Here is a 22640-nt window from a genome sequence, read left to right as displayed (position 1 = left end):
TCACGGCCTCCCGACCCTGTCCAGCAGCGCGTCGCCGACGCGGAAGGAGTTCGCCTCGATGGTCAGCGTCGGATTGGCGCTGCCCGAGGTCGGCATGAACGCCCCGTCGGTGACGTAGAGGTTGTCGAAGTTCCAGGCCCGGCAGTCGGGGTCGAGGACGGAGTCCCGGGCGTCCGTGCCGAACCGGGCACCGCCCAGCACATGGTTGGCGATCCGTACCACCGAACCGCCCACCGACCCCGAACTGACGTCGCGCACGTCACCGCCGCGCACCAGGATCTGCCGGCACTGCTCGGCGAGCGTGTCCATCAGCACCCGGTCGTGCGGGTGCCAGGTCTTGATGATGTACGCGACCGGGCGGCCCCACTTGTCCTTGACGCTCGGATGCAGTTCGATGCGGTTCTCCCGCTGCGGTACCTGGTTGGCCATGAACGCCACGGACAGACGCCGCCCGAAGCTCTCCTCCAGGTAGTCCTCGAAGCCGTTGCCGACGAGGCTCGTGTCGTAGAGGTAGCCCTTCCACATGGTGTCCATGTCCATCGCGTGCCAGGTGCGGGCGAGGGAGATGGGCAGGGCGCCGTCGGAGGTGTTGTTGTAGATCACGCCGCCCGCCCACAGACCCTGGGCACGGAACCACTCGGGGCGCGCGCAGTGGTCGGTGGCCCAGTCCGAGTCCAGCGTCTTGGACTTGTCGGCGCGCTCCGGCACGATGCACTGGGCGCCGCCGAAGCAGTGCGTCAGGAAGTAGCGCCCCAGCAGGCCGTTGGCGTTGACGCGCTTGTCGAAGGCCGGGTCGAGCAGCCCGGAGAGCTGGAGCAGCCGTACGGACTCGATGGCCGAGCAGGCCACGACGACGGTGCCGGCGATGAGCGTGCGCGGGCGGCCGCCGGGGTCACGGTAGTGCACCTTCGTCACACGCGGGCCGTCCGCCTCCAGGTGGGTGACGGTGCAGTTGGCCCGCAGGTCCAGGCCGCCGCTGCCGTCGGCGCCATGCAGCGGCGCCAGCAGCGACACCCAGACGTTGGACTTCAGGCCCAGCGGATCGCCGTAGCGGTTGACGAACGCCGTCTTGACGGTGTCGGCGTCGGCGGGCACCGTACGGCCGCTGGGCGCGTGGTCGCGGGTGATCACCGCGAGCGGTGTGCGGTAGCGGCGCATCCCGAGCGCGTCCATGCCGGCGGCCGCGTACGCGCTGATCGGATTGGGCTCCAGCGGCGGCTGGTAGTGGTCCTGGGACGGGACCTTGGCCTGCCCGTCCCAGGTCCCGTTGATGCCGACGAGTTCCTCGGCCTTGGTGTAGTACGGCTCCAGCGCGGCGTAGTCCAGCGGCCAGTCACGGGCCTCCCGGCGCACCTCGCCGTCCGGGTCGTCGCGCAGGTCGCCGCGCGACGCGTTGAGGGTGGCCAGCCGCAGGTCCTCGGGGGTGAAGCGGGGGGAGACACCGCCGTACAACTGGGTACCGCCGCCGACCACCTGGGCGGTGTAGCCCTCGATGGTGACCCGGTCCCGGCCGTCGCTGTCGCGGTAGACGTGCGGTTCGTCGTTCAGGTCCGGTTCCACGTGAGCGGAGTAGTACGACTCGCCGGTGTTGGCCACGCCCTGCACGGTGATGCGCTTCTCCGACCCGGTGGCGAAGCACTCGTCGCGCTTGAAGTCCGACAGGCCGGTGGGGCTCTGCGCCTGGGTGCGCAGCAGCGGCCCCTTCTCCAGCACGACCACCCGGTGGCCGGCCCGTACGAGCGTATGGGTGAGCGGCGCGCCGCCCGCGCCGCTGCCGATGACGACGACTTCGGCGCTCTCCTCGTCCATGCCGTCCCCCCTCAGCCGCGGTAGTCGGTGTTGTGGCCCAGCGGCGACTCCAGCGCCCGCCGCCAGTCGAAAAGCGTGCCGCCCCGCGCGTCCCGGAACCGGCTCTCCAGATACGTCCAGCCCGCCGCGCCGGAATTCCCACCGTGTTTCGGGTGGACGAAGGCACCGGTCATCGCGTGCCGGCGCAGGAGCAGCAGGAAGAACCGCGGACTTCCGTAACGGGAGTAGTCCCAGCCGTCCACCTTTTCGGTTTCCATCTGCCGGTGGAGATCCGCGTACAGCTCCGCGGGGGCGACCGCCGGATCGAGTCCGCCGAAACGGGACCGGATGATTTCCCCGATGATTTTGAGGCAGGTGTGGTAATCATCGGCATGGTGCTGTTCCTGGCGGGCGATCAGTTTGTCGATGTAGTTGACCGTGCCCACCTCGTCGTCCAGCAGATACGCCAGCGGGAATTCCTCGTCCCGGCTCGCGCGGTCCAGCGACTCGTGCACCTCGCGGATCAGCCGCCGGTTCTCGTCGAGCCGGAAGGGCAGCAGATGGCACACCAGCCGGCCCAGCAGCTCGCGCTCGGTACGGCTCAGCGACAGCGGCACGGTGCAGGCGTCGGTGAAGAAGCGGGACCACGGCTCGCCGTTGTCCAGCACGGTGCGCTGCGGGTTGACCGGGTCGAGCGTGTACACCCCGTCCACCGCGAACTTGTACGTGTGGACCTGCCCCTTCGGGACGCGCACGGTGGTGGCGAGGAAGCCGGTCGGCTCGCCGGCGAACACCAGCGGGCGCAGCGGCACCGGCGAGTGCAGCGGCCCGAAGGTGCCCAGGACGGCCACCGAGGCAGGGGCGGAGCGGCGGCCGTCGTAGACGAACGTCACGTCGTTGTACGGATACGAACCGGCCGCCGACGACCCGTTCCAGTGCGCGTCGACGACCGGGAAGCGCCACGCCTCACAGATCGCCGCGCGCTCGTCGCCCGGCGCGTACTGGCCGAAATCATGGCGCGCGTCCCGGCTTTCCCTGGCGAGGTATTTGGTGCAGTGATTGAGAATGTACTGATCGTCCTTCTCGATGACCTCGATCTTCACCGCGCACCTCCGGGACGGCTTGAGGTGCCATTGAAAGTATTGCGCGCGGCGGGGGTTGTCCACGCCGACGGCAGACGCCGTATCGTGCCGGTATGGGCGCCGCTTGGTACGAGAACAGGGGCCCGGCCCGAAAGGTGTTCCAGGTGGGGAGCCGCCCACACCCCGGCCCGGCCTCGGGGAACCGCGCATCCGGCTGGCGTTCTCCGGGATCGCTCCCGGTGACGTGAAGAAGCGGCCCGCGCGCGGCGCGGTGTTCGCGGTCGGCCCGGTGGCCGGGCGGACAGTGGTCGTGGCGCCCTGGGCAGCGTCGGCCGCGCGGCGGCCGTCCTGGCGCGGCGGGCGGGCGCGCAGGCCACCGGCACGGTCAGCCGTCCCGGCCGGCTCGCCGCGCTGCGGGAGCTGGAAGTGGACCGCGCGGTGTGCGCGGGGGCGACGTGGTGGACGCGGTGCCGGCCCTGACCGGGGGACGCGCGCCGACCGGGGTGTCGAGGTCGCCTTCGATGCCGACGCCGCCCTCGACGCGCGCCTGCTCGCCCCGGACGGCACCATCGCGGCCTACGCCACCCACGAGCCCGCCCCCGCGCACGAAGCCGTCGAACGTCCGGGGCGCCGGGCGGGTGCTGCTCGCGCTGCCGGACTGAGCGGCCGGGCCGGTCCGGAACCGCTCCGGCGCAGTCCCGGCCCCGGGACCGGTGGCCGTAAGCCCCGTGGCCGAACGGCGCCCGGTACGGCCGGACTGGGCCGTACGGCGTACATACCCGCGCGGAATGCGGGCACCCGGGCCGATCAGGGCAGGACCCCGAGGTGAGAGGAGACGCAGATGGTGGCGGAGGCCCGTAACGGGAGGCGGCCGCGCGTGGTGATCGTGGGGGCGGGCTTCGCCGGGTACGAATGCGCCCGCACGCTCGCCAGGAAGTCCCGCGGCGCCGCGGAGATCGTGCTGATCAACCCCAACGACTACTTCCTCTACCTGCCGTTGCTGCCCGAGGTCTCCGCCGGGATCCTGGAGCCGCGCCGGGTCTCGGTGTCGCTGACCGGCACCCTGCCGGACGTCCGGCTGGTGCTCGGCCAGGTCGGCGGCGTCGACCTGGCCCGCCGCCGGGTGGAGTACACCGACCCGGAGGGCCGCACCGGCTCGCTCGGCTACGACCGTCTCGTGCTGACCGTCGGCAGCGTCAACAAGCTGCTGCCCATCCCGGGCGTCGCCGAGCACGCGCACGGCTTCCGCGGCATGCCCGAGGCGCTGTACCTGCGGGACCACATGACCCGCCAGATCGAGCTGGCGGGCGCCGCCGAGGACCCGGCCGAGCGGGCCGCCCGGATGACCTTCGTGGTGGTCGGCGCGGGCTACACCGGGACCGAAGTCGCCGCGCACGGCGTGACGTTCACCCGGTCGCTGGCCCGCCACAACGCGGGACTGCGCGGCGCACCGCAGCCCCGCTGGATCCTGCTGGACCTCGCCGACCGGGTACTGCCCGAACTGGACCACCGGCTGTCGCGCACCGCGCACCGGGTGCTCAGCAAACGCGGCGTCGAGATCCGCACCAAGACCTCCGTCAAGGAGGCCACCTCCGAAGGGGTCCTCCTGGACGACGGCACGTCCGTCGACACCCGGTCGCTGATCTGGTGCGTCGGCGTGCGCCCGGACCCGCTGGTCGAGTCGCTGGGGCTGCCCACCGAACGCGGCCGGCTGTGCGTGGACGAGTTCCTCGCCGTACCCGGCCACCCCGAGGTGCTCGCCTGCGGCGACGCCGCCGCCGTACCGGACCTGACCCGGCCGGGCGAGACGACGCCGATGACCGCCCAGCACGCGCAGCGCCAGGGCAAGGTCGCGGCCCACAACGTCGCCGCCTCCTACGGGCAGGGCGAGCCGCGCGCCTACAAGCACCACGACCTGGGCTTCATGGTCGACCTCGGCGGGGTGCAGGCCGCCGCCAACCCGCTGCACGTCCCGCTGTCCGGTCCCGTCGCCAACGCCGTGACCCGCGGCTACCACCTGATGGCGATGCCCGGCAACCGGGTCAGGGTAGCCGCCGACTGGCTGCTGGACGCGGCACTGCCGCGCCAAGGCGTCCAGCTGGGCCTGGTGCGCTCCTGGTCGGTGCCGCTGGACACGGCGGCGCCGGAGCTGGCCCGCGTACCGGCCGACGGACGCGCGGGGAAGCACGACGGGCCCGCGGCGAAGGCCGCGAAGGACGACGCGCCGGACCGGCGGACGGCACCGGGTGAATCCGGAGCAACGGGGGAACCGGGGGAATCGGAGGGACCGGGGGAGGACACCGGCCCGAAGGACCGGCCCCAGGCGGCCGGACAGCAGTCCGACGGGCCCCGAAAAGCGGAAGGAACCTGATGACCACGCAGAACACCCCGGATGCCGACGCTCGCTACGGCCGGCTGCGCGAGCTGGGACAGCAGCTGCGCGTCGACTCCGTACGGGCCGCCGACGCCGCCGGCTCCGGCCACCCGACCTCCTCGATGTCCGCGGCCGACCTGGCCGCCGTCCTGCTCGACGCGCACCTGCGCTACGACTTCGACGACCCCGAGAACCCCGGCAACGACCACCTGATCTTCTCCAAGGGACACGCCTCGCCCCTGGTGTACGCCATGGGCAAGGCGGCCGGCGCCCTCACCGACGAGCAGTTGCTGACGTTCCGCAAGAACGGCAGCCTGCTGGAGGGACACCCCACCCCGCGCATCCCCTGGGTGGACGTGGCCACCGGCTCGCTCGGCCAGGGCCTGCCCTTCGGCGTCGGCGTCGCGCTGGCGGGCCGCGACCTGGACCGCGTCCCGTACCGCGTGTGGGTGGTGTGCGGCGACAGCGAGATGGCCGAGGGCTCGATGTGGGAGGCGTTCGAGCACGCCGGGTACGAGAAACTGGCCAACCTCACCGCGATCATCGACGTGAACCGGCTCGGCCAGCGCGGCGCCACCCGGCACGGCTGGGACCTGGACGCCTACGCACGCCGCATCCGGTCCTTCGACTGGCACACGATCGAGGTGGACGGCCACGACGTGGCCGCCGTGGACCGCGCGTACGCCGAGGCGGCCGCGACCACGGACCGGCCCACCGCGATCATCGCGAAGACCCGCAAGGGCCAGGGCGTGCGCGAGGTGGCCGACCAGGAAGGCAAGCACGGCAAACCGCTCAAGGACGCCGCGGAGGCGATCGAGGAGCTGGGCGGCGTCCGTGACCTGCACGTGGCGGTGCGGCCGCCGCGCGAGGCCGCGCCGCGCCCGCGGACCGGCGGCGGCACGCCCGAACTGCCGGACTACAAGGTCGGTGACTCCGTCGCCACCCGCAACGCCTTCGGCGAGGCGCTCGCCGCGCTCGGCGCGGCCCGCGAGGACGTGGTCGCGCTGGACGGCGAGGTCGGCGACTCCACCCGCGCCCAGATGTTCGGCGACGCCCACCCCGACCGGTACTTCCAGTGCTACATCGCCGAGCAGCAGATGGTGGCCGCCGCGGTCGGTATGCAGGTACGCGGCTGGGTGCCGTACGCCACCACCTTCGCCGCCTTCCTCAGCCGCGCCTACGACTTCGTCCGGATGGCCGCCGTCAGCCGGGCCGACCTCAACCTCGTCGGATCGCACGCGGGCGTCGCCATCGGCGAGGACGGCCCCTCGCAGATGGGCCTGGAGGACCTGGCCGCGTTCCGCGCCGTGCACGGCAGCACCGTGCTGTACCCGTGCGACGCCAACCAGGCGGCCCGCCTGACCGCCGCGATGGCCGACGCGAGCGGCATCCGCTACCTGCGCACGTCCCGCGGTGAGAGCCCCGTCATCTACGGGCCCGGGGAGGACTTCCCGATCGGCGGCAGCAAGACGCTGCGGGCCACGCCCGAGGACCGGGTCACCCTCGTGGCCGCCGGGGTGACCGTCCACGAGGCGCTGGCCGCCGCCGACACCCTGGCCGAGGAGGGCGTGGCGGCCCGCGTCGTCGACCTGTACTCCCTCAAGCCGGTGGATCTGCCGACGCTGCGGGAGGCCGCCGACGTCACCGGGCGGATCATCACCGTGGAGGACCACCACCCCGAGGGCGGCCTCGGCGACGCGGTGCTGGACGCCTTCACCGACGGCCGCCCGGTGCCGCGCCTGGCCCGGCTCGCGGTCCGCACCATGCCCGGGTCGGCGTCCCCGGAGGAGCAACTGCGCGCGGCGGGCATCGACGCTCAGGCGATCGCGGCGACGGCCAGGGGGCTGCTCACCTCGACACCGTGAGCGCCCGCGCTCGTGCGTACGGCGGCCCCGGCCCGGGAAGGTGCCGGGGCCGCCGTACGCGGTCCCTCGCCCAGCCGCTCACTTCGCCTTGCGGATCTCCTCCGCGCCCTTCTTGTCGAGCGCCGCGCGCACCAGCGCCGCCGCCAGCACGGCGGGCTCCGTCTTCTTCCCGGCGGCCTTGAGCAGCGCGTCGGGCGCGGTCGGCAGTCCGACGCGCTCCGCGCCCTGCAACGCCTTGGCGTCCAGGTGCGGCTCCAGCTCGGGCCACACGGCCTGCGCCTCCCGCAGGAAGATGTCGACACCGGCCGGCCCGAGGCCGGGCACCTCGCGCAGCAGCTTGCGCAGCCGGTCCGTGTCACCGTCCGCCGTGTCCCGTATCCGCCGCAGGTCGCCGCCGTACGAGTCGAGCAACAGCACCGCGCCGTCGCCCAGTTGGGTCGCGGTGCGTTCGTCGTAGCGCCGGTATCCGCCCTCGCCGAGGGCATCCACCCGCTGCTGCCAGGTCGCGTCCTTCATCCGCCGCGCGGTCCGCAGTCCCGCTTCGGACAGCGCGCGGCTCGCCGCCACCGCGATGTTCGCCTGGATACGGGCGCTGAGCAGGCAGGAGAGCACCAGTAGCTGGTACAGCGGCTGCGGCGTGTCCTTCAGGCGGATACCGGCCTCGTCGGCGTAGGTCCGGCCGTAGGTGTCCAGCAGGGCCCGGACCCGGGCGCGCTCGCTGCTCATGACCGCCTCCCGGACGTCGTGTCGTGCAGAGGTGTGTCCACGGTGTCCACGATGCCGTACATCTTCCTCACGTCCTGGTTTGCTCGGCCGGCACGGCGTTTCCCGGCCCGCGTACCCACCCGGTGGCCGGACCACCCGTCAACTCCCGTACGCTGCTCCTTCGACCGGAGGGGCTGGTGATTCCGGAGCCGCAGGGGGCTGCCGGGGCCAGTGGAGTGAAAGCGGGGGCCCATGAGCAGAACACGGTGCGCGGGAGCGGCGGCGGTCGCCACGGCGGTGGTGCTGGCGGCGGCAGGCCCGGCCGGCGCGGCACAGCCCGCCGGATCGTACGGCGCCACCACGTCCGTCGGTGTCCACAACGCCTACGAGAAGGCCAAGTACCCTTACTTCGCCGACGCGTTGGACTCCGGCGCGGGCCTCCTCGAACTGGACGTGTGGACCAACGCGCTCGGCAAGTCCTGGCGGGTCTCGCACAGCAACCCGTTCGGCAACAACAGCAACTGCGTCAACGCCGCCACCGCGGGCGAGCTGCGCACCAAGAAGCGCGACCAGGACCTCGGCGGCTGCCTCGCCGACATGAAGGCGTGGCACGACGCCCACCCCGGCCACCGGCCGGTCATGGTCAAGGTCGAGCTGAAGGACGGCTTCAACGACCAGGGCGGCCGGGGCCCGGCCGCCTTCGACGCACTGGTCCGCGCCAAGCTCGGCGACGCGGTGTACGGACCCGGCGACCTGGCCGCCGGCCACCGCGACCTCGACGAGGCCGTACGGGCGGACGGCTGGCCCACCCGCTCCGCGCTGAACGGCAAGTTCCTCTTCGAGCTCATACCGGGCACGGTCGAGGAGAAGAACCCCCTCGACAAGCTGTGGACCGACCGCGAGTACGCCACCCACCTGAAGAACCTCGCCGCCCAGGGCAAGCTCGCACAGTCCACCGCCTTCCCCGCGGTGCACGGCGCGGCCGGGGGCGACCCGCGCACCCGGTACGCCGACGCGGCGCTGCGCCCCTGGTTCGTGGTCTTCGACGGCGACGCCGCGACGTACCTGAAGGACGGCGTCGACACCGCCTGGTACGACAGCCGCCACTACCTCCTGATCATGACGGACGCGCACAAGGTGCCCCCGGTCATCGACGGCACCGAGCCCACCGAGGCCCAGGCACAGGCCCGGCTGCACCAGCTCGCCGCCGCCCACGGCAGCATCGCGACCGCCGACTGGTACCCGCTGCCGAAGGTCCTCAAGACCGTGGTCCCGCGCGGGAAGTAGCGCGTACGGGCGCGCCGCCTCAGACCCGTTCCGCGGTGGCGCGCCGGTACAGGGCGGCGGTGTCCGGGCCGAACCGGCTGCTGTACGAGGTCGCGTCGTCGCCGCCCTCCTCCAGGCCGCCGATGACCCCGGTCACCGTACCCAGGCCGGTGACCGGGTCGACGCCGGTGAGCATCGGGCCGCCGCTGGTCCCGTTGGGGAAGCCGGCGCAGTCGAAACGTAGCTGGCCGGGGACAGCGGTGGTGAGGTTCTGGCAGCCGACGGGCGTCTCCCGGTCGTCGGGGTAGCCGACCGTCCGGGTCGGCAGGCCGGCCGGCGCGGCGAAGCGGATCTGCTCGGCGCCGGTCAGCTCCTCGATGCGCTGCGCACCGGCTGCGCTGCCGTGCGGGCGGCGCACCCGCACGAACGCCACGTCGTGGGCGTCGTCGCGGTCGTCCGCCCAGCGCGGATCGACGTCGATACGGGACGGCACCCACACGCCGTACGGCAGGACGCCGTCGTGGTAACCGGGCGCGAAGACGAGGTTCGTACGGAAGCCGCGGTCGTGGACGCAGTGCGCCGCGGTGACGAGCAGGTCGCCTGCCGGGGAGTGCACCACGCTCGCGGTGCAGTGGTGGTCGGCGTCGCCGTCGCCGCCCGGCGAGAAGAGCGGGCCGACGGCGGGGGAGACGGCGGCCGGGGCGGCTTCGAGGGGCCGGGAGACCGGCAGGCCGGCCGTCTTCGCGGGGGGTGCGGCAGGTGCCGGGGCCGCGGCCCCGCCGGACACCGCTGCCCGGTCCGCCGCCGCGCGGGTGGTGACGCGAGGCGGAGCGGGGCGTTCGGTGTACGGGCCGGAGAGCAGCGCGTCGGCCGCCGCGTCCCCGTCGGCCGCTTCCTCGGCGTACGAGCCCGTGGCCGGGTCGCCGGGCGCCAGGTACCCGCCGTGCGTGAAGGACCGTACGGCCAGGGCCGTTCCGGCGCAGGCCAGGGTGAGCGCGGCACAGAGGCCGAGAGCGGTGGCGGTCCGGCGGCGACGGTACGGCCCGTCCGGGGCCGGGGGCCGTGCGGTGCGGCCGCGCTCGATGGTACTCACCAGCAGATCATACGGTTCCTGCCGGTCACGCGGTTCCGGGGCGGTCTTCCTCGTGCCCGGGCCCCGGGACCTGCCGGCCGTTCAGGCGCCGAGCGCGCGCATCAGCATCGGGAACGACGCCACCAGCTCACGCTCCCAGTACGGCCAGCCGTGCCCGCCCCTGGAAGCGCACACGGTCGCCGGGATGCCCAGCCGGGTCAGCTTGCCGCGCAGCTCCTGGTTCATCCCGTACACGGCCCGCTCGACCGGGTCCTGGGTGCCGTGCGCGGGCGGGTCGGTGCAGCGAGCGGGAGACGGCGCGGGCGGGCGGTCGCCGTCACCCCACGACCAGCCCGGCCCACCGTCGGTGGTCCCGTCCCCGTACGAGAGGTACAGCGGAGTGCCGCGCAGCGAGGCCGCCTGCTCCAGCGGGCTGTTGCGTTTCCACAGCCACTGCTGGCGCAGGTCGGCCGGGTCGGCCGTGTCGAACGGGTAACCCGGCTCGCCCCAGACGCGCTTCCAGTCGACGAGGCAGGTCAGCGCGCCCAGCTTGACGCCGTCCGGCCCGGAGAAGCCGCCGTCGGGCGACCGGTACAGCGGATGGACGGCGCCGCTGTACGAGGCGGCGGCACGGAACATGCCGGGGCGCGCCGCGGTGAACTTCAGCGCGCCGAGCCCGCCCATCGACAGGCCGGCGACGGCCCGCGCCGTCCCGGCCCGGTAGTCACGCTCCAGCAGCGGACGCAACTCGTCGAGAAGGTAGGTCTCCCAGGCCGGGGGTCCCCCGTTCCCGCCGTTGTACCAGTCGCTGTAACTGCTGCACCCGCTGGTCTCCGGCAGCACGACCAGGACGTCGCGGCCGGCGGCCAGTTGCTCGACATGGGTGTTGGCGGTCCAGTCCTTGTGGTTGCCGCCACCGCCGTGCAGCAGCCACAGCACCGGCCACGTACGGGAGGCGTTCTTCGACCAGCCCTTCGGCAGCAGCAGCCGTACCCACTTGACCGGCGCGTCGGTCGTGGGGGACGCGATACCGAGGTCGAGCATCCGGTCGCCGACCGGCACCTCGGCGACGACGCGGGCCGGATCGCGGGTCCGGTCGCGCGCCGGGCCGTCCGCCGCGTACGCGGGCTGTCCCGCCGCTGGGACCGTGAGGAACGGCAGCAACAGAGCCGTCACCAGACCCGCGCAGCCCGCGCCCCACGGCCGGCGGACGCGGGGGATTCGCCGCGGCCGCATGGTCACACTCCCGTGTTGTGCCGGATCACTGCCTCGGCCAGGCCCGCTTCGTTGGGAAAGTCCATCGGGACGATGCCCAGCCCCGTCCACCCGCGTGCCTCAGCGCCGTTCAGGAAGTTCTTCACCTGAGGGTTGAGCCGGTCCGCGTTGGAACGCGGGGGCAGCAGGGCAGCGGTGCTCACGTAGTTCATGAACAGCTTGCCGGGTTCCCTGACGGCCTTTTGGAACTGACCCTCGATGAGCGGGTACTTGCGCAGCGGCTCGGCCATGTAGTCGTCCTGGATGTCGAAGACGCGCGGATCGGCGTACCGCACCCCCGGCAACCCGTCGGAGTCGCCCAGCAGCACGACCTTGCCGCGGGCCTGCCCGAGAGAAGGCAGCGTGCCGTCCAGCCGGAACAGCGACCGCCAGCCCTTGCCGTCCAGGTAGCTGTCGAAGATCCGCCGGAACTCCGCCGCGCTCTCCTCGGAGTACTCCTGCTTGACGCGCATCAGTACGGTCTCCGACGGATGCGCCTGGAGGAACGCCCGGCACGCCACCAACACATCGCCGAACATCAGCTTCTGGTAGAACGCGCCGTGATGGATCGCGAAGGCCGAGTCGATGGCCCGGCAGCGTACGTCCAGGAAGCGGATGCCGCTGTCCAACTGCTGCGCGATGGTGGTGTTCTGGCAGACCACCCAGGGGCCGCCGTACCGCGCCCCGGAGTCGTGCGTCCCCGGGATGGAGAGCCGCTGCACCGCCGTGCTGTCCGGAAGAGCCGACATCCAGTCCTGCACGGAGGCGGCGCGCCGGGACCGCCCGGCCGGGCGTCCGACGGCCGGTGCCGCGACGGACAGCCCGCTCCCGGCTCCCGCCAGCACACCCGCGGCCGACACCGCCGCCGTCCCCTTCAGGAATCCCCGCCGGTCCATCCGTCCACCCCGGTCTCTCTGCCGCTCTGCCGCCCCTGCGCGAACAGGTGATCGGCAGCATCGAAGCACAGGAACGGAACGCTGCACAGGCGGCCGCGCGAACGCGCGGAGAAGACCGCGGTGCCTTTTCCCCGTACGGCCGTCAAGCGCCCTCGGGGCGCTCGCGGGGCGGTGCCGTGAGGGCGGGCCAGCGGCCGAGCATCCGCTCGCGCAGCGCACCGGCGACGCGGCCGAGACGGTGCAGGTCGTCGCGGTCGGCGGTGAGCCGGGCGACGACACCGAGCCGGTACGCCAGCCGCTGCCGCGCGGTGACCGTGCCCCACGTCCAGTCCTCCTCGGGGAGCCGGGCGAGGTGGTCGGCGGACCCGCGGTGGGCGCGCTGGACCAGCGCGTCGCCCCGGAGCAGCCAGCCCGCGCACGCGTCGACGAGGTCACCGGGCGGCGCGCCGCCGGTCGCCGCCTCCCAGGCCGCCCCGTACGCGGCTTCCGCCTCGCGCAGCAGCGGGCCGGGCGTGTCCGTGACGCACCAGCAGGTCGGGAAACCCATGCGCAGATAGGCGAGTTCGGTGAGACCGTTGCCCAGGGAGGACTGCTCGAAGTCGATGAACCGGATGCCGTCCGGGGTGTGCAGGTCGTTGCCGGGGCACGGGTCGCCGTGCAGCAGGGCGCGGCCGGGCGCGGTGCCGAGCCGCCGCAGCAGGGCCGCCAGTTCGGCGTCCGTCCCGTCCGGCACCGGCACCCCGAGGCGGCCGGCGAGGGCGAGGAAGGCGTCGAGGTCCGCGCGGACCGGACCCTGCCAGGCGGGCAGACCCGCCTCCTCCACGGGGGCGGACGAGGCGGCCGCGTGCAGGCGGGCCAGCGCCGACGCGTAACCGACCACCCAGTCCGGCGACGGCCGCCGGTGTTCCACGTGCTCCAGCACCAGGAGGCGCGCGCCGGGGTCCGTGCCGAGCAGCCGCGGCACCACCGGCGGCGTCACCCGTGCGGCCAGCCGCAGCGCGGTCACCTCACGGGCGTACCGCTCGTCGGCGTCCGCGCTCTCCACGGCCTGCTTGACCACCGCGGGTACGCCGCCCAGTTCCACCCGCCACACCCGGGACCGCGGGCTGCTGCCCAGCCGCACCGCGCGGCGGGCCGGGCCGAGCCGCTCCCGCAGGACATCCGTGAACGGCAGTTCTGTCGCCATGCGCGCATGGTCGCACGGGCTGATCACCACCGTCGCCGGATTTACCCCCGCACGTGGGCCGTCGTCCCCGCTCACCCCCTCGCCCCCTCACAACCGTGGGAAGAGATCCGTGAACGGCTCGGCGGACGTCGTGATGCCCCGGCTGAACGGGGCGTCGAAGTCCCACACCAGGAAGAGCAGGAAGGCGATCAGCGCGCTGAAGACGGCGGCCATCAGCAACTCCCGCCCCGACCTGCGGATCTGCAACGTGAAGATCAGCCCGATGGTGATCACGGCACCGGTGATCAGCCCGAACCAGACCACCGGCGGCAGGGTCGGCTCGATGCTGTCCGCGCGCGCGTTGCGGGCGTCGTCGGCCGCCGAGACCTGGTCGAGCAGGGGCTGGTAGTTCTGCCCCTCGTAATCGTCGCGCGGCCGGTAGTCGGTCACGTCGGCCCGTACCTTGGCCAGCAGTTCGGCGCCCCGGTCGGTGACCTCCCCCCGCTCGGCCATGGCCGGCCACTCCTGGTGGACGAGGTGGGAGACATAGGCGTCGACGTCCGCGCGGATGCGCTCCCGGGTGGCCTCCGGATAGGCCCGTACCCGTTCGCTGACCTCGTGCAGGGCCTGTGCCTCGGTCCGTACGGTGTCCTCGGCGCTGCCGCGGGCCTCCCAGACCCCGGCGATCGCGAGGCCGAGGACGATCGCGTACACCACCCCCACCATCATCGTCATGTACTCGATGACGTCGGGCGTCTCGGACGGGTCGTCGTCCTCGCCGATGCGGCGCTGCCTGAGGACCGTGATGGTCAGGACGACGGCGCAGACGGCGGCCATCGCGATGGTCAGTACCAGCCATTCCGACAAGGTGGCCTCCTACGAGGAACGCCGTCCGGACGAACCGGACGAGCTGGACGAACGGGGACGCAGCGCGGCGGCCGCCAGTACGGCGGGCGCGGTGATCAGCAGCATGGTGGTGACGACCGAATGGCCGCTGTGCTGCTTGCCGGCCGACGGGACGTACGCGCGCGGCAGGACGGCCGACGGGCTCGGCGTCGGGGCGGGACGCGGCGACGTGGGGCTGCTGGACGGCGGCGGGGCAGCCGCCGACTTGCTGGGGGTGGGGCGCGGCGGGGGCAGCGTCCTGGCCGGCGCGGCCGGCGCGGCGGAAGCGGGCGGCCGGGGGCGCGGGCGCGACGGCGTCGGAGTGGGTGTGGGCCGGGGTTTCGGGGGAGGGGTGTACGTGGGGGTGGGGGACGGCGGCGTGGGTGTGGGCCTGGGGGGCTTGGTGGGGGTGGGGCTCGGGGTGGGCGTAGGAGTGGGTGTAGGAGTGGGCGTGGTGCAGGGCCAGTGCCAGTCCGGCGGCATCGGCCAGCCGGTCGGCCCGTGCACCGGGGCGTGCGCCCCGGCGGTCGCGCACGCGTCGGCGGGCCGCGCCGCGGCAGCGGGCGGCCGGGCCTGCGCGGCACGCGGCGCGAGGAGCACGGCCAGAATCACCAACAGCGGTATCAAAAGCGCAGGTTGGGCGCTGCGGAAACGTTGCGATCCCTTCACGCTCGTGATGTTGCGCAACGCCGGCCGCCGTCAGCCGCCGAATGGCGGTGATTCCCCCGAACGATGGAATGCCGCCCGGTCGCCTGCGGGAGAACAGCCGAGGTGTTCGCACCGCGGTCGCAGGCCGCCCCGGTGCCGTACCGCGACGCCGGGAACGACCTCGCGGTCTCTACAACCATCCGCCTCCCCGGTACGTCTGACCAGGCATGAAAAGATCTATGGCACGTACACGGGGGCAGCGCCTGGCCGGGTCCGGGGCAGCGGCCCTGCTGACGGCACTCGGCACGGTGGTGACGTTCGGCGGCGCGACGCCGGTGGCCGCTGCCGGCGGTCAGCAGGCCACGGGGGCGCGGCTGACGGCCGAGCACATCATGAACACGTACTACATACCGAAGTACCGGGCGTCGGCCCCCGACGAGGGACCGACCGAGTACCAGATCAGCCTGAAGGCGACCGGACGTGGCGCCGACGGGCAGCCGCTGACGGTGAAGAACGTCAAGGTGAACATCGACCTGGCCGCCCTCAAGGGCAAGGCGCGTGTCGCCTGGGAGAACACGGGCTCCCACTGCAAGCGCTCGGGAACTCTCATGACCTGCGCGCTGGGGGACATCCAGGGCGCGCTGTTCACCCCGTTCCGCCTGCTGCCGGAGCCGGGTGCGGCGCTGGGCCCTGTCGGTGCCATGAACATCACCGTGACCAGTGCCAACGCCCCCACCGTCCGGCACACCACCCACGTCGTCATGGGAGCGCCGGTCCTGACCGCCCGGCAGAGCAAGCCGCTGACCGAGGTGCAGCCCGGTTCCGAGCTGCGGGTCTCGCCCGCCTTCGGCAACAAGGGTGACACCGCGATCGACGACGGTTTCCTCGTCCTGCTCACGGCCGAGCAAGCGACGCTGCGCAACCAGTACAGCAACTGCCGCTACGACAAGGCCACGGCCCCCACCAAGGCGCTGTGCGAGCTGCCCGGCCCGCTGCCCGCCGGGGCGGCCTACGAGACCGACGGGCCGCTGACGGCCGTGGTCGACAAGACGGCGATGTACGGCAAGGTCCACTACACCGTGCTCCGGGCGCACGACCCCCTCAACAACACCCTGCTGCCCGCCTCGTCGCCGCGCGGCACCGGAGGGCCGCTGGGCGTGCGTCCCGTCGACGGCAGCGGGGACGATTTCACCCCGTCCGCGTACTGGAAGGCCGAGATGGCCGGCAGCACCCTGGACTTCAGCACGAATCAGATCAACGACCTGCAGGCCGTCGGATTCACCATCAAGGGCAAGATCGGCCAGGTGGTCGACACGCAGGTGCCCTTCCCGCGGAACTTCCAGGGCGGGCTGATGCGGGTGAAGCTGCCCGCCGGTGTCAGCCTGGTGCCGATCAAGCCGGGGGGCCACCCGAGCGAGGACTCCTACTGCGGATACGCCTCGCAGGGGAACGGCCTGGTGCACTGCTTCGGAACCCTCGACCGCAACACCTACCTGCGGGCCCGCATCGACAAGCGCGTCCCGGGCGCCCAGGGCAGCATCTCCGCCGACTCGGACCCGGCGATCGACCCCGATCAGGAGAACAACACCGCGCCGGTGAAGGTGGAGTACGTCGGCTGAAGCCACCTGTGTACACCTCCTGAACGGCATGGTCCGGAACGGCAGGCGTGCAGTAGGCAGTCCCCATGACTGATCTTTGCCCGACTGGGCCGGAAGCGGGGGGCCAGGCGTTCTACCGGAACCTCGGTGACGGCCGCTACGAAAGCAGCTCGGCCACCGCAGGGCCGTGGAGCGCCAAGGCCCAGCACGCCGGCCCGCCCTCGGCCCTGCTGGGCCGGGCGATGGAGGAGCACGGGGCCCGTGACGGATTCCGTGTCGCGCGCGTCACCGTCGAACTGCCCCGCCCCGTACCCGTCGCGGAACTGCACGTCCAGGTGCGTACCGTCCGCTCCGGCGGACGTACGCACCTGGTCGAGGGCGAACTGACCGCGAACGGCGACACGGTGATGCTGGCCCGCACATGGCACATCGCCGCCGCCCCGGCCGACACCCCAACCCTGCGCCCCGCGGCCGGACCACCACCCCTCCCCGGCCCGCAGACGCCGCACACCATGGCCGGAGCACAGCCGTACGGCTACATCGCCGCCATGGAATGGCGCTTCGAGCCCGGAAAGGGCTTCGACACCCCCGGCCCGGGAACGGTCTGGGCACGCCAGCGCATCCCCCTGGTGGCGGGGGAACCGGACACACCACTCACCCGCGCGCTCACCCTGGCCGACAGCAACTGGGCGGTCGCCTTCCAACTCGACCACGTCCGCCAGTTCGTCATCAACACCGACATCACCCTGGCGCTGCACCGGGAGCCGGTCGGCGAATGGTTCTGCCTCCGGTCGGAGACGGCCGCCAGCCCCTCCGGCTCCGGACTGGCGCTCGGCCGGCTCGACGACACGGCGGGCGACTGCGGCCGCGTCCTGCAGACGCTGCTGGTGGCCGACCGCTGAACCGCACCTCTCTCCTGACCTGTTCCGACCTGTGAGGAGGCCCGCCGTGCCACTCGTCACGACCCCGGACGGAACCCGTATCGCCTATCAGCTCCGCGGTACGGGCCCCGTACTCGTCCTCCTCGCCGGCCAGGCCAACAGTCACCACTGGTGGGACGGTGTACGGGAGGACTTCCACGCCGCCCGGAGCGCCCTGACCCTCGACTACCGGGGCACCGGCGACAGCGACGCGCCCGATGCCCCGTACAGCACCGAACTGTTCGCCCAGGACGTCATCACCATCCTCGATGCCCTGGAGATCGACCGCGCCGACGTCTACGGCACCTCCATGGGCGGACGGGTGGCCCAGAAATTGGCCGCCCACCACCCCGGGCGGGTCCGTTCCCTGATTCTGGGCTGCACGTCACCCGGCGGCCGGCACAGCGTCGAGCGGAGCGACGACGTACGCCGCTCCCTAGCCACCACGGACCCGGCCGCCGCCCAACGCGCTCTGGCCGCCCTGATGTACACGCCCTCCTGGCTGGCCACTCACCCGGGCCCGCACCACACGATGGGCGACCCCACCATGCACACCCACGCCCGTCGCCGGCATCTGTCCGCCAGCCGCACTCACGACGCCTGGGAAGACCTGCCCCGCATCCGAGCCCGCACCCTGATCCTCCACGGCACCGCCGACCTCCTCAACCCCACCACCAACGCCCCCTTACTCGCCCGCCACATCCCGAACGCCCGCATGACCTGCTCCCCGGCGCCCGGCACGCCTACTTCGAGGAGTTCCGCGGGGTGGCGAGCCGGCTGGTGCTCGACTTCCTGGACGGCCTGTCCTCGGTGCCTCCCGCCCGTCCGCACTGACACTCGGAGGCAGTGCAGCGCGGTGGACGCGCCGAGGGCGTCCCCATGGTGATCACGTGTGTGGCGGCAGTTGTCATTGGCAACGGAATGCGGCTTGTTCTCCGCAGACCGCCAGTTTCTGCTCTCCGTCAGTGTGCCGCACCCCGGTGCGGGTGACGATACGGACGTTGAGTGTGTGTGGGGGTCCTCAACCTGAGTGTGTGTGGGGGCTCCTCAACCTGCTGGATGACTGGGACACCATGGGGGCAGGCTGCGCGGTCGGTGTCACGGGGAGCGGGGTACGCTTTTCCCGCGTTCGTCATGTCTGCTCTCGACGGATCGGTCTTCGTGCAAGGCACGGTGTGGCAGGACAGCATCGGGCCCGCAGCCCTTCCCGTCCCTCATCGAGTGCAGTCTCTCCGGAGCATTGCTTCTCTGAACGTCGGAAGGTCGTACCGAGCAGTCGCTGAAGACGAGGACACGCTGACTTGGATCGCCAGGTAGGCCAGGTAGGTATGGAAGAAGGCGGCCCGGAAGCGTTGCGGCGCGAGAATGACATCGTGCTGGATGTGGTCCAGGCGCTGCTCGGCCTCATCTCCTCGGACGTGATCGCTGTGGCGGTTCTCGTCGAGCAGCATCGGGTGGAGTTGACTTTCTGGGTCCGCCGTCGTACAGCCGAGATTGACGAGGACGTCGACCAGGCCGCTTTCGAGTTGGATGCTCTCTTCTCCGAAGAGCATCCCCTTATCGAATCCAGGATCACCGTGGGAGAACCGGACTCCAGATCGCTCGATTCTTACGGAAGAATGATCTACTGGGCGAAGTAGCTGGCTGCTCCAGTTGCCCCGCTGATTTGCTCGGCGGGGCAACTGGGGTCAAGGTCAGGTCCTTACGGAAAGAGATACTCCGAACCTGTCCGCTCCATCCGTCCACCACCGGCTCATCTCGAACCCGGCGGCCTTCAGCTCGTCCCGTACTCCTTCCTCCCGGAACTTCGCCGAGATCTCCGTCCTGATCTCCTCGCCCTCCGCGAAGGGCACGGCCAGATCCAGCGCCGGGATCTTCACCGTCAGTTCCTTCCTTGCCCGCAGTCGCATTTCGATCCACTCGTGTTCGGCGTTCCACAGCGCCACATGTTGGAAGTCGGCCGGGTCGAAGTCGGCTTCCAGTTCTCGGTTGATGACGTGGAGGACGTTTTTGTTGAAGTTGGCGGTGATGCCGGTCGGGTCGTCGTAGGCGGCCAGCAGGGTTGCTTCGTCCTTGACGAGGTCGGTGCCGAGGAGTATGGCGTCGCCGGGGGAGAGGAGGTCGTGGGCGGAGCGGAGGAAGGTGGCGCGTTCTTCTGGGAGGAGGTTGCCGATGGTGCCGCCCAGGAAGGCGAGGAGGCGGGGGGCGGGGGTGGCGGGGAGGGCGAAGCCCTGTTGGAAGTCGGCTACCAGGGCGTGGACGGTGAGGGAGGGGTGGAGGGTGAGGAGGGTTTCGGCGGCGGAGGTGAGGGCGGATTCGCTTACGTCGACGGGGACGTAGGTGTGGAGCTCGGGTAGGGCCGCGATGAGGTGGCGGGTTTTGTCGGAGGAGCCTGAGCCGAGTTCGATGAGGGTTCGGGCGCCGGTGGCGGCGGCGATTTCGGGGGAGCGGTTGATGAGGATTTCGCGTTCGGCGCGGGTGGGGTAGTAGTCCGGCAGGGTGGTGATCTCGTCGAAGAGTTCGCTGCCGCGGGCGTCGTAGAACCATTTGGGCGGGAGCTGTTTGGGGGTGCGGGTCAGGCCGTGGGCGACGTCGGCGCGGAGCGCGGCGGTGGTGGCGTCGGCGGGCAGGGTGCGGGTGACGGTGAGTGAACTCACGCGGCGGGCTCCTTGAGCGGGGTGAGGAGGACGTCGGTGGGCGTGGCCGCGAGCAGGGTGTACGCGGGGACCTCGGTCCAGTGGGGGGAGTCGTCGTACGGCTCGGAGGCGACGGTGGTGCTGCGTCCGGGCTCGGCGAGGTAGTAGAGGGAGTCGCCCCAGGCGGTCGCGGCGATGGTGGCGCCGTCGGTGAGGAGCAGGTTCAGCCGGGCGCCGGGCGCGGCGGCGGACACCGCCGTGACGGTGTCGGCCAGTGCCTCGGCGGGGTCCAGGCCGGCGCTGAGCCGGTGGTGCACCAGCGCCCAGAGGAAGGCTGAGTCGCAGCGGGCCGGGAGGGAGAGGAGTCGTTGTGGGGGCAGGTCGGCGGTCAGGTTCGCCAGGGAGCCGGGCCAGCCCGGGACCGCGCCGTTGTGGCTGAAGAGCCAGGGGCCGTCGGCGAACGGCGCGGCGGCCGCCTCGGCGTCCGCGCCGGCGAAGGTGGCGTCGCGGACGGCGGCGAGCAGTGCGGTGGTGCGTACCACCCGCAGCAGGTCCAGGATTCCGGTGTCGGCCCAGATGGGGCCGCCTTTGCGGTACCGGGCGGGTACCGGGTCGCCGGGCGCGTACCAGCCGACGCCGAAGCCGTCCGCGTTGACGGTGCCGTGGATCTGGTGGCGTGGTTGCCACGACTGGCGGTACAGGCCGTGGGAGGGGGCAGTGATCAGGGAGCCCAGGGGGACCTCCGGCCCCAGGTAGGCGATGTGTCGGCACATCAGTACCGCCCCCCGGGAGCGGGAGCGAGGGTGGCGGTGGGGGTGAGAGCGGCTTCGGGGGCGGGGTATGGCGTCGGGCTTCCCGGTTCGGTGTTCTGTGACGGACGCCGAGGGCCGGTGCGCTGTGACGGAGCACAGGGGTCGGTGCGCTGCGCCGGATTCCGGTGCCCGGTGCTCTGTGCCGCCGGGCACCCCGGTGCGACCGGGGTCCTCATGCGCCCACCGGATCGGCGTCGCGGGCGGTGCGGAAGCCGGCGAAGATCTGGCGCCGTACGGGCAGGTCCCAGTTGCGGAAGGTGCCCCGGCAGGCCACCGGGTCGACGGCGAACGAACCGCCGCGCAACACTTTGTACGGCCCGCCGAAGAACACCTCCGAGTACTCGCGGTAGGGGAAGGCGGCGAAGCCGGGGTACGGGAGGAAGTCGCTCGACGTCCACTCCCAGACGTCGCCGATGAGCTGGCGTATGCCGAGGGGGGACTCACCGTCCGGGTAGCTGCCGACGGGGGCGGGGCGCAGGTGTCGCTGGCCCAGGTTGGCGTGGGTGGGGCCGGGGTCCTCGTCGCCCCACGGGTAGCGGCGTGACCGGCCGCCGGTCGGGTCGTGCCGGGCGGCCTTCTCCCACTCCTCCTCCGTGGGCAGCCGTCGGCCCGCCCATCGTGCGTACGCGTCGGCCTCGTACCAGCTCACGTGCAGGACCGGTTCGTCCGGCGGTACCGGTTCGGTGACGCCGAAGCGCCGTCGCAGCCACTGGCCGCCCTCGTGGCGCCAGAACAGCGGGGCGTGCAGGTGGTGTTCGCGGACGTGGTCCCAGCCTTCGGGGGACCACCAGCGCTGTTCGTCGTAGCCGCCGTCCTCGATGAAGTCGAGGTACGCGCCGTTGCTCACCGGTGTGGTGTCGATGAGGAAGGCCGGCAGGAGGCGGCGGTGGGCGGGTCGTTCGTTGTCCAGGGCCCACGGTTCGGTGGAGGTGCCCATCGTGAACGGGCCTGCGGGCACCAGTACTTCGGCGGGCAGGGGGCCGTCGGTGGTCCGCGGCGGCTCGGGGGCCGTCAGCGCGGCCGGGCCGTGCCGCAGTTGGTGGGTGATGAGCATGGTCTCGTCGTGCTGCTGCTCGTGCTGCGCGATCATGCCGAAGGCGAAGCCGGAGTCGAGCAGCGGTTCGCCGCGCAGAGGGCTGTTCTCCAGGACGTCCAGAACCCGGCTGCGGACGTCCGCCACGTAGCCGTGTGCCTCGGCGGGCGGCAGCAGGGGCAGGGACGGGCGTTCGGCCCGCGGGTGCTCGAAGGCGTCGTACACGGAATCGATGTCCGGGCGCAGCGCGTCCCGCTTGCCGACCGCGCGCAGCAGCCACTGCTCCTCCTGGTTGCCGATGTGGGCCAGGTCCCAGACCAGGGGCGACATCAGCGGGGAGTGCTGGGCGGTGAGGTCGTGGTCGTCGACGCAGGTGGTCAGCGCGCGGGTGCGGTCACGCGCGGCGAGCAGGGCGCGCGCCGCGCGTTCCCGGAGCGCTTCGGGGTCGTGGGACTCGGGGTCGTGGGGCAGGGAGGTCACAGGCTGTCCTTCCCGAGGGTGAGCTGGTCCTCGTACGCGGCGTCCGCCGGGACGGTGGGAGGCGCGGCTGCCGGTTCGGGAGGCCCGGCCGGTTCCGATGGCGCGGTTGCCGACTCCGGCGCCGCGGCGGACGTCCCAGGCGGCCCGGAGGCCGTCCCAGG

Annotated in this window: 18 protein-coding genes and 1 pseudogene; 7 read left to right on the top strand and 12 right to left on the bottom strand. The window is 72.3% G+C overall.

All coding sequences use genetic code 11. The features are described from left to right. Together AB0A97_RS11780 and AB0A97_RS11775 are read right to left on the bottom strand one after the other, a co-directional pair. Nucleotides 1–1809, bottom strand: coding sequence for a GMC family oxidoreductase (locus AB0A97_RS11780; RefSeq protein ID WP_361147915.1), 1809 nt, complete (start codon nucleotides 1807–1809; stop codon nucleotides 1–3). An 11-nt stretch (nucleotides 1810–1820) separates the two neighbouring features. Then, entirely contained in the window at nucleotides 1821–2891 is a 1071-nt protein-coding gene (locus tag AB0A97_RS11775; protein ID WP_361147913.1) for a gluconate 2-dehydrogenase subunit 3 family protein, read from the bottom strand. A gap of 820 nt (nucleotides 2892–3711) precedes the next feature. On the opposite strand from AB0A97_RS11775, the gene AB0A97_RS11770 reads away from it, so the two are divergent. Both AB0A97_RS11770 and AB0A97_RS11765 read left to right on the top strand, forming a co-directional pair. Then, complete coding sequence (locus AB0A97_RS11770; protein ID WP_361147911.1) at nucleotides 3712–5241, top strand: NAD(P)/FAD-dependent oxidoreductase; 1530 nt, start codon at nucleotides 3712–3714, stop codon at nucleotides 5239–5241. Continuing rightward, nucleotides 5241–7109: a transketolase gene (locus tag AB0A97_RS11765; protein WP_361147910.1), complete on the top strand. Its 1869-nt coding sequence runs from the start codon at nucleotides 5241–5243 to the stop codon at nucleotides 7107–7109. The genes AB0A97_RS11770 and AB0A97_RS11765 overlap by 1 nt, the downstream gene beginning before the upstream one ends. A 78-nt stretch (nucleotides 7110–7187) precedes the next feature. Here the strand turns inward: AB0A97_RS11765 and AB0A97_RS11760 are convergent, their stop codons facing one another. After that, entirely contained in the window at nucleotides 7188–7835 is a 648-nt protein-coding gene (locus AB0A97_RS11760) for an endonuclease (RefSeq protein ID WP_361147908.1), read from the bottom strand. 231 nt (nucleotides 7836–8066) lie between these two features. Here AB0A97_RS11760 and AB0A97_RS11755 point away from each other — a divergent pair, with 231 nt between their 5' ends. Then, on the top strand, nucleotides 8067–9101 hold the full coding sequence (locus AB0A97_RS11755; RefSeq protein WP_361147906.1) for a phosphatidylinositol-specific phospholipase C domain-containing protein: 1035 nt from the start codon (nucleotides 8067–8069) through the stop codon (nucleotides 9099–9101). Between the two features lie 19 nt (nucleotides 9102–9120). Here the strand turns inward: AB0A97_RS11755 and AB0A97_RS11750 are convergent, their stop codons facing one another. From AB0A97_RS11750 to AB0A97_RS11725, 6 genes are all read right to left on the bottom strand, one after another. Continuing rightward, the gene (locus AB0A97_RS11750; RefSeq protein ID WP_361147904.1) at nucleotides 9121–10173 is read right to left on the bottom strand and encodes a serine protease; all 1053 of its coding nucleotides are present in this window, start codon (nucleotides 10171–10173) and stop codon (nucleotides 9121–9123) included. 81 nt (nucleotides 10174–10254) lie between these two features. After that, the gene (locus tag AB0A97_RS11745; protein WP_361147902.1) at nucleotides 10255–11388 is read right to left on the bottom strand and encodes an alpha/beta hydrolase family protein; all 1134 of its coding nucleotides are present in this window, start codon (nucleotides 11386–11388) and stop codon (nucleotides 10255–10257) included. 2 nt (nucleotides 11389–11390) lie between these two features. After that, a complete protein-coding gene (locus tag AB0A97_RS11740) occupies nucleotides 11391–12302 on the bottom strand; it encodes a phosphatidylinositol-specific phospholipase C domain-containing protein (protein ID WP_361147900.1) in 912 nt (303 codons plus the stop codon). A gap of 142 nt (nucleotides 12303–12444) precedes the next feature. Next, the gene (locus tag AB0A97_RS11735; protein ID WP_361147899.1) at nucleotides 12445–13488 is read right to left on the bottom strand and encodes an aminoglycoside phosphotransferase family protein; all 1044 of its coding nucleotides are present in this window, start codon (nucleotides 13486–13488) and stop codon (nucleotides 12445–12447) included. Between the two features lie 87 nt (nucleotides 13489–13575). Next, nucleotides 13576–14334 (bottom strand): DUF4239 domain-containing protein, encoded by a 759-nt coding sequence (locus AB0A97_RS11730; protein WP_361147897.1) that lies wholly within the window; start codon nucleotides 14332–14334, stop codon nucleotides 13576–13578. A 9-nt stretch (nucleotides 14335–14343) separates the two neighbouring features. Continuing rightward, nucleotides 14344–14964, bottom strand: a complete 621-nt coding sequence (locus tag AB0A97_RS11725; RefSeq protein ID WP_361148772.1) for a hypothetical protein — start codon at nucleotides 14962–14964, stop codon at nucleotides 14344–14346. A gap of 275 nt (nucleotides 14965–15239) precedes the next feature. Between AB0A97_RS11725 and AB0A97_RS11720 the strand changes: the two genes are divergently transcribed. The 4 genes and pseudogenes from AB0A97_RS11720 to AB0A97_RS11705 all read left to right on the top strand — a co-directional run bounded on the left by AB0A97_RS11720 (nucleotide 15240) and on the right by AB0A97_RS11705 (nucleotide 19158). Then, complete coding sequence (locus tag AB0A97_RS11720) at nucleotides 15240–16619, top strand: hypothetical protein (RefSeq protein WP_361147895.1); 1380 nt, start codon at nucleotides 15240–15242, stop codon at nucleotides 16617–16619. A 65-nt stretch (nucleotides 16620–16684) separates the two neighbouring features. Next, on the top strand, nucleotides 16685–17500 hold the full coding sequence (locus AB0A97_RS11715) for a thioesterase family protein (RefSeq protein ID WP_361147893.1): 816 nt from the start codon (nucleotides 16685–16687) through the stop codon (nucleotides 17498–17500). 46 nt (nucleotides 17501–17546) lie between these two features. After that, nucleotides 17547–18352 (top strand): annotated as a pseudogene (locus tag AB0A97_RS11710) (alpha/beta hydrolase). Between the two features lie 467 nt (nucleotides 18353–18819). Beyond that, the gene (locus AB0A97_RS11705; RefSeq protein WP_361147892.1) at nucleotides 18820–19158 is read left to right on the top strand and encodes a hypothetical protein; all 339 of its coding nucleotides are present in this window, start codon (nucleotides 18820–18822) and stop codon (nucleotides 19156–19158) included. Nucleotides 19159–19212: 54 nt separating this feature from the next. Here AB0A97_RS11705 and egtD read toward each other — a convergent pair whose 3' ends face one another. The 3 genes from egtD to egtB all read right to left on the bottom strand — a co-directional run bounded on the left by egtD (nucleotide 19213) and on the right by egtB (nucleotide 22479). Continuing rightward, nucleotides 19213–20175, bottom strand: a complete 963-nt coding sequence (gene egtD / locus AB0A97_RS11700) for an L-histidine N(alpha)-methyltransferase (protein ID WP_361147890.1) — start codon at nucleotides 20173–20175, stop codon at nucleotides 19213–19215. Next, nucleotides 20172–20927, bottom strand: coding sequence for an ergothioneine biosynthesis protein EgtC (egtC, locus tag AB0A97_RS11695; protein ID WP_361147888.1), 756 nt, complete (start codon nucleotides 20925–20927; stop codon nucleotides 20172–20174). Before egtC ends, egtD begins: the two co-directional genes overlap by 4 nt. Nucleotides 20928–21138: 211 nt before the next feature. Next, entirely contained in the window at nucleotides 21139–22479 is a 1341-nt protein-coding gene (egtB, locus tag AB0A97_RS11690) for an ergothioneine biosynthesis protein EgtB (RefSeq protein WP_361147886.1), read from the bottom strand. Nucleotides 22480–22640 lie beyond the last annotated feature (161 nt).

This window comes from Streptomyces sp. NPDC045470 (assembly GCF_040646595.1).
Taxonomy (GTDB): Bacteria; Actinomycetota; Actinomycetes; order Streptomycetales; family Streptomycetaceae; genus Streptomyces.
Note: the sequence above shows the minus strand (reverse complement) of the source record. Positions and strands in the feature narration are given on the sequence as shown.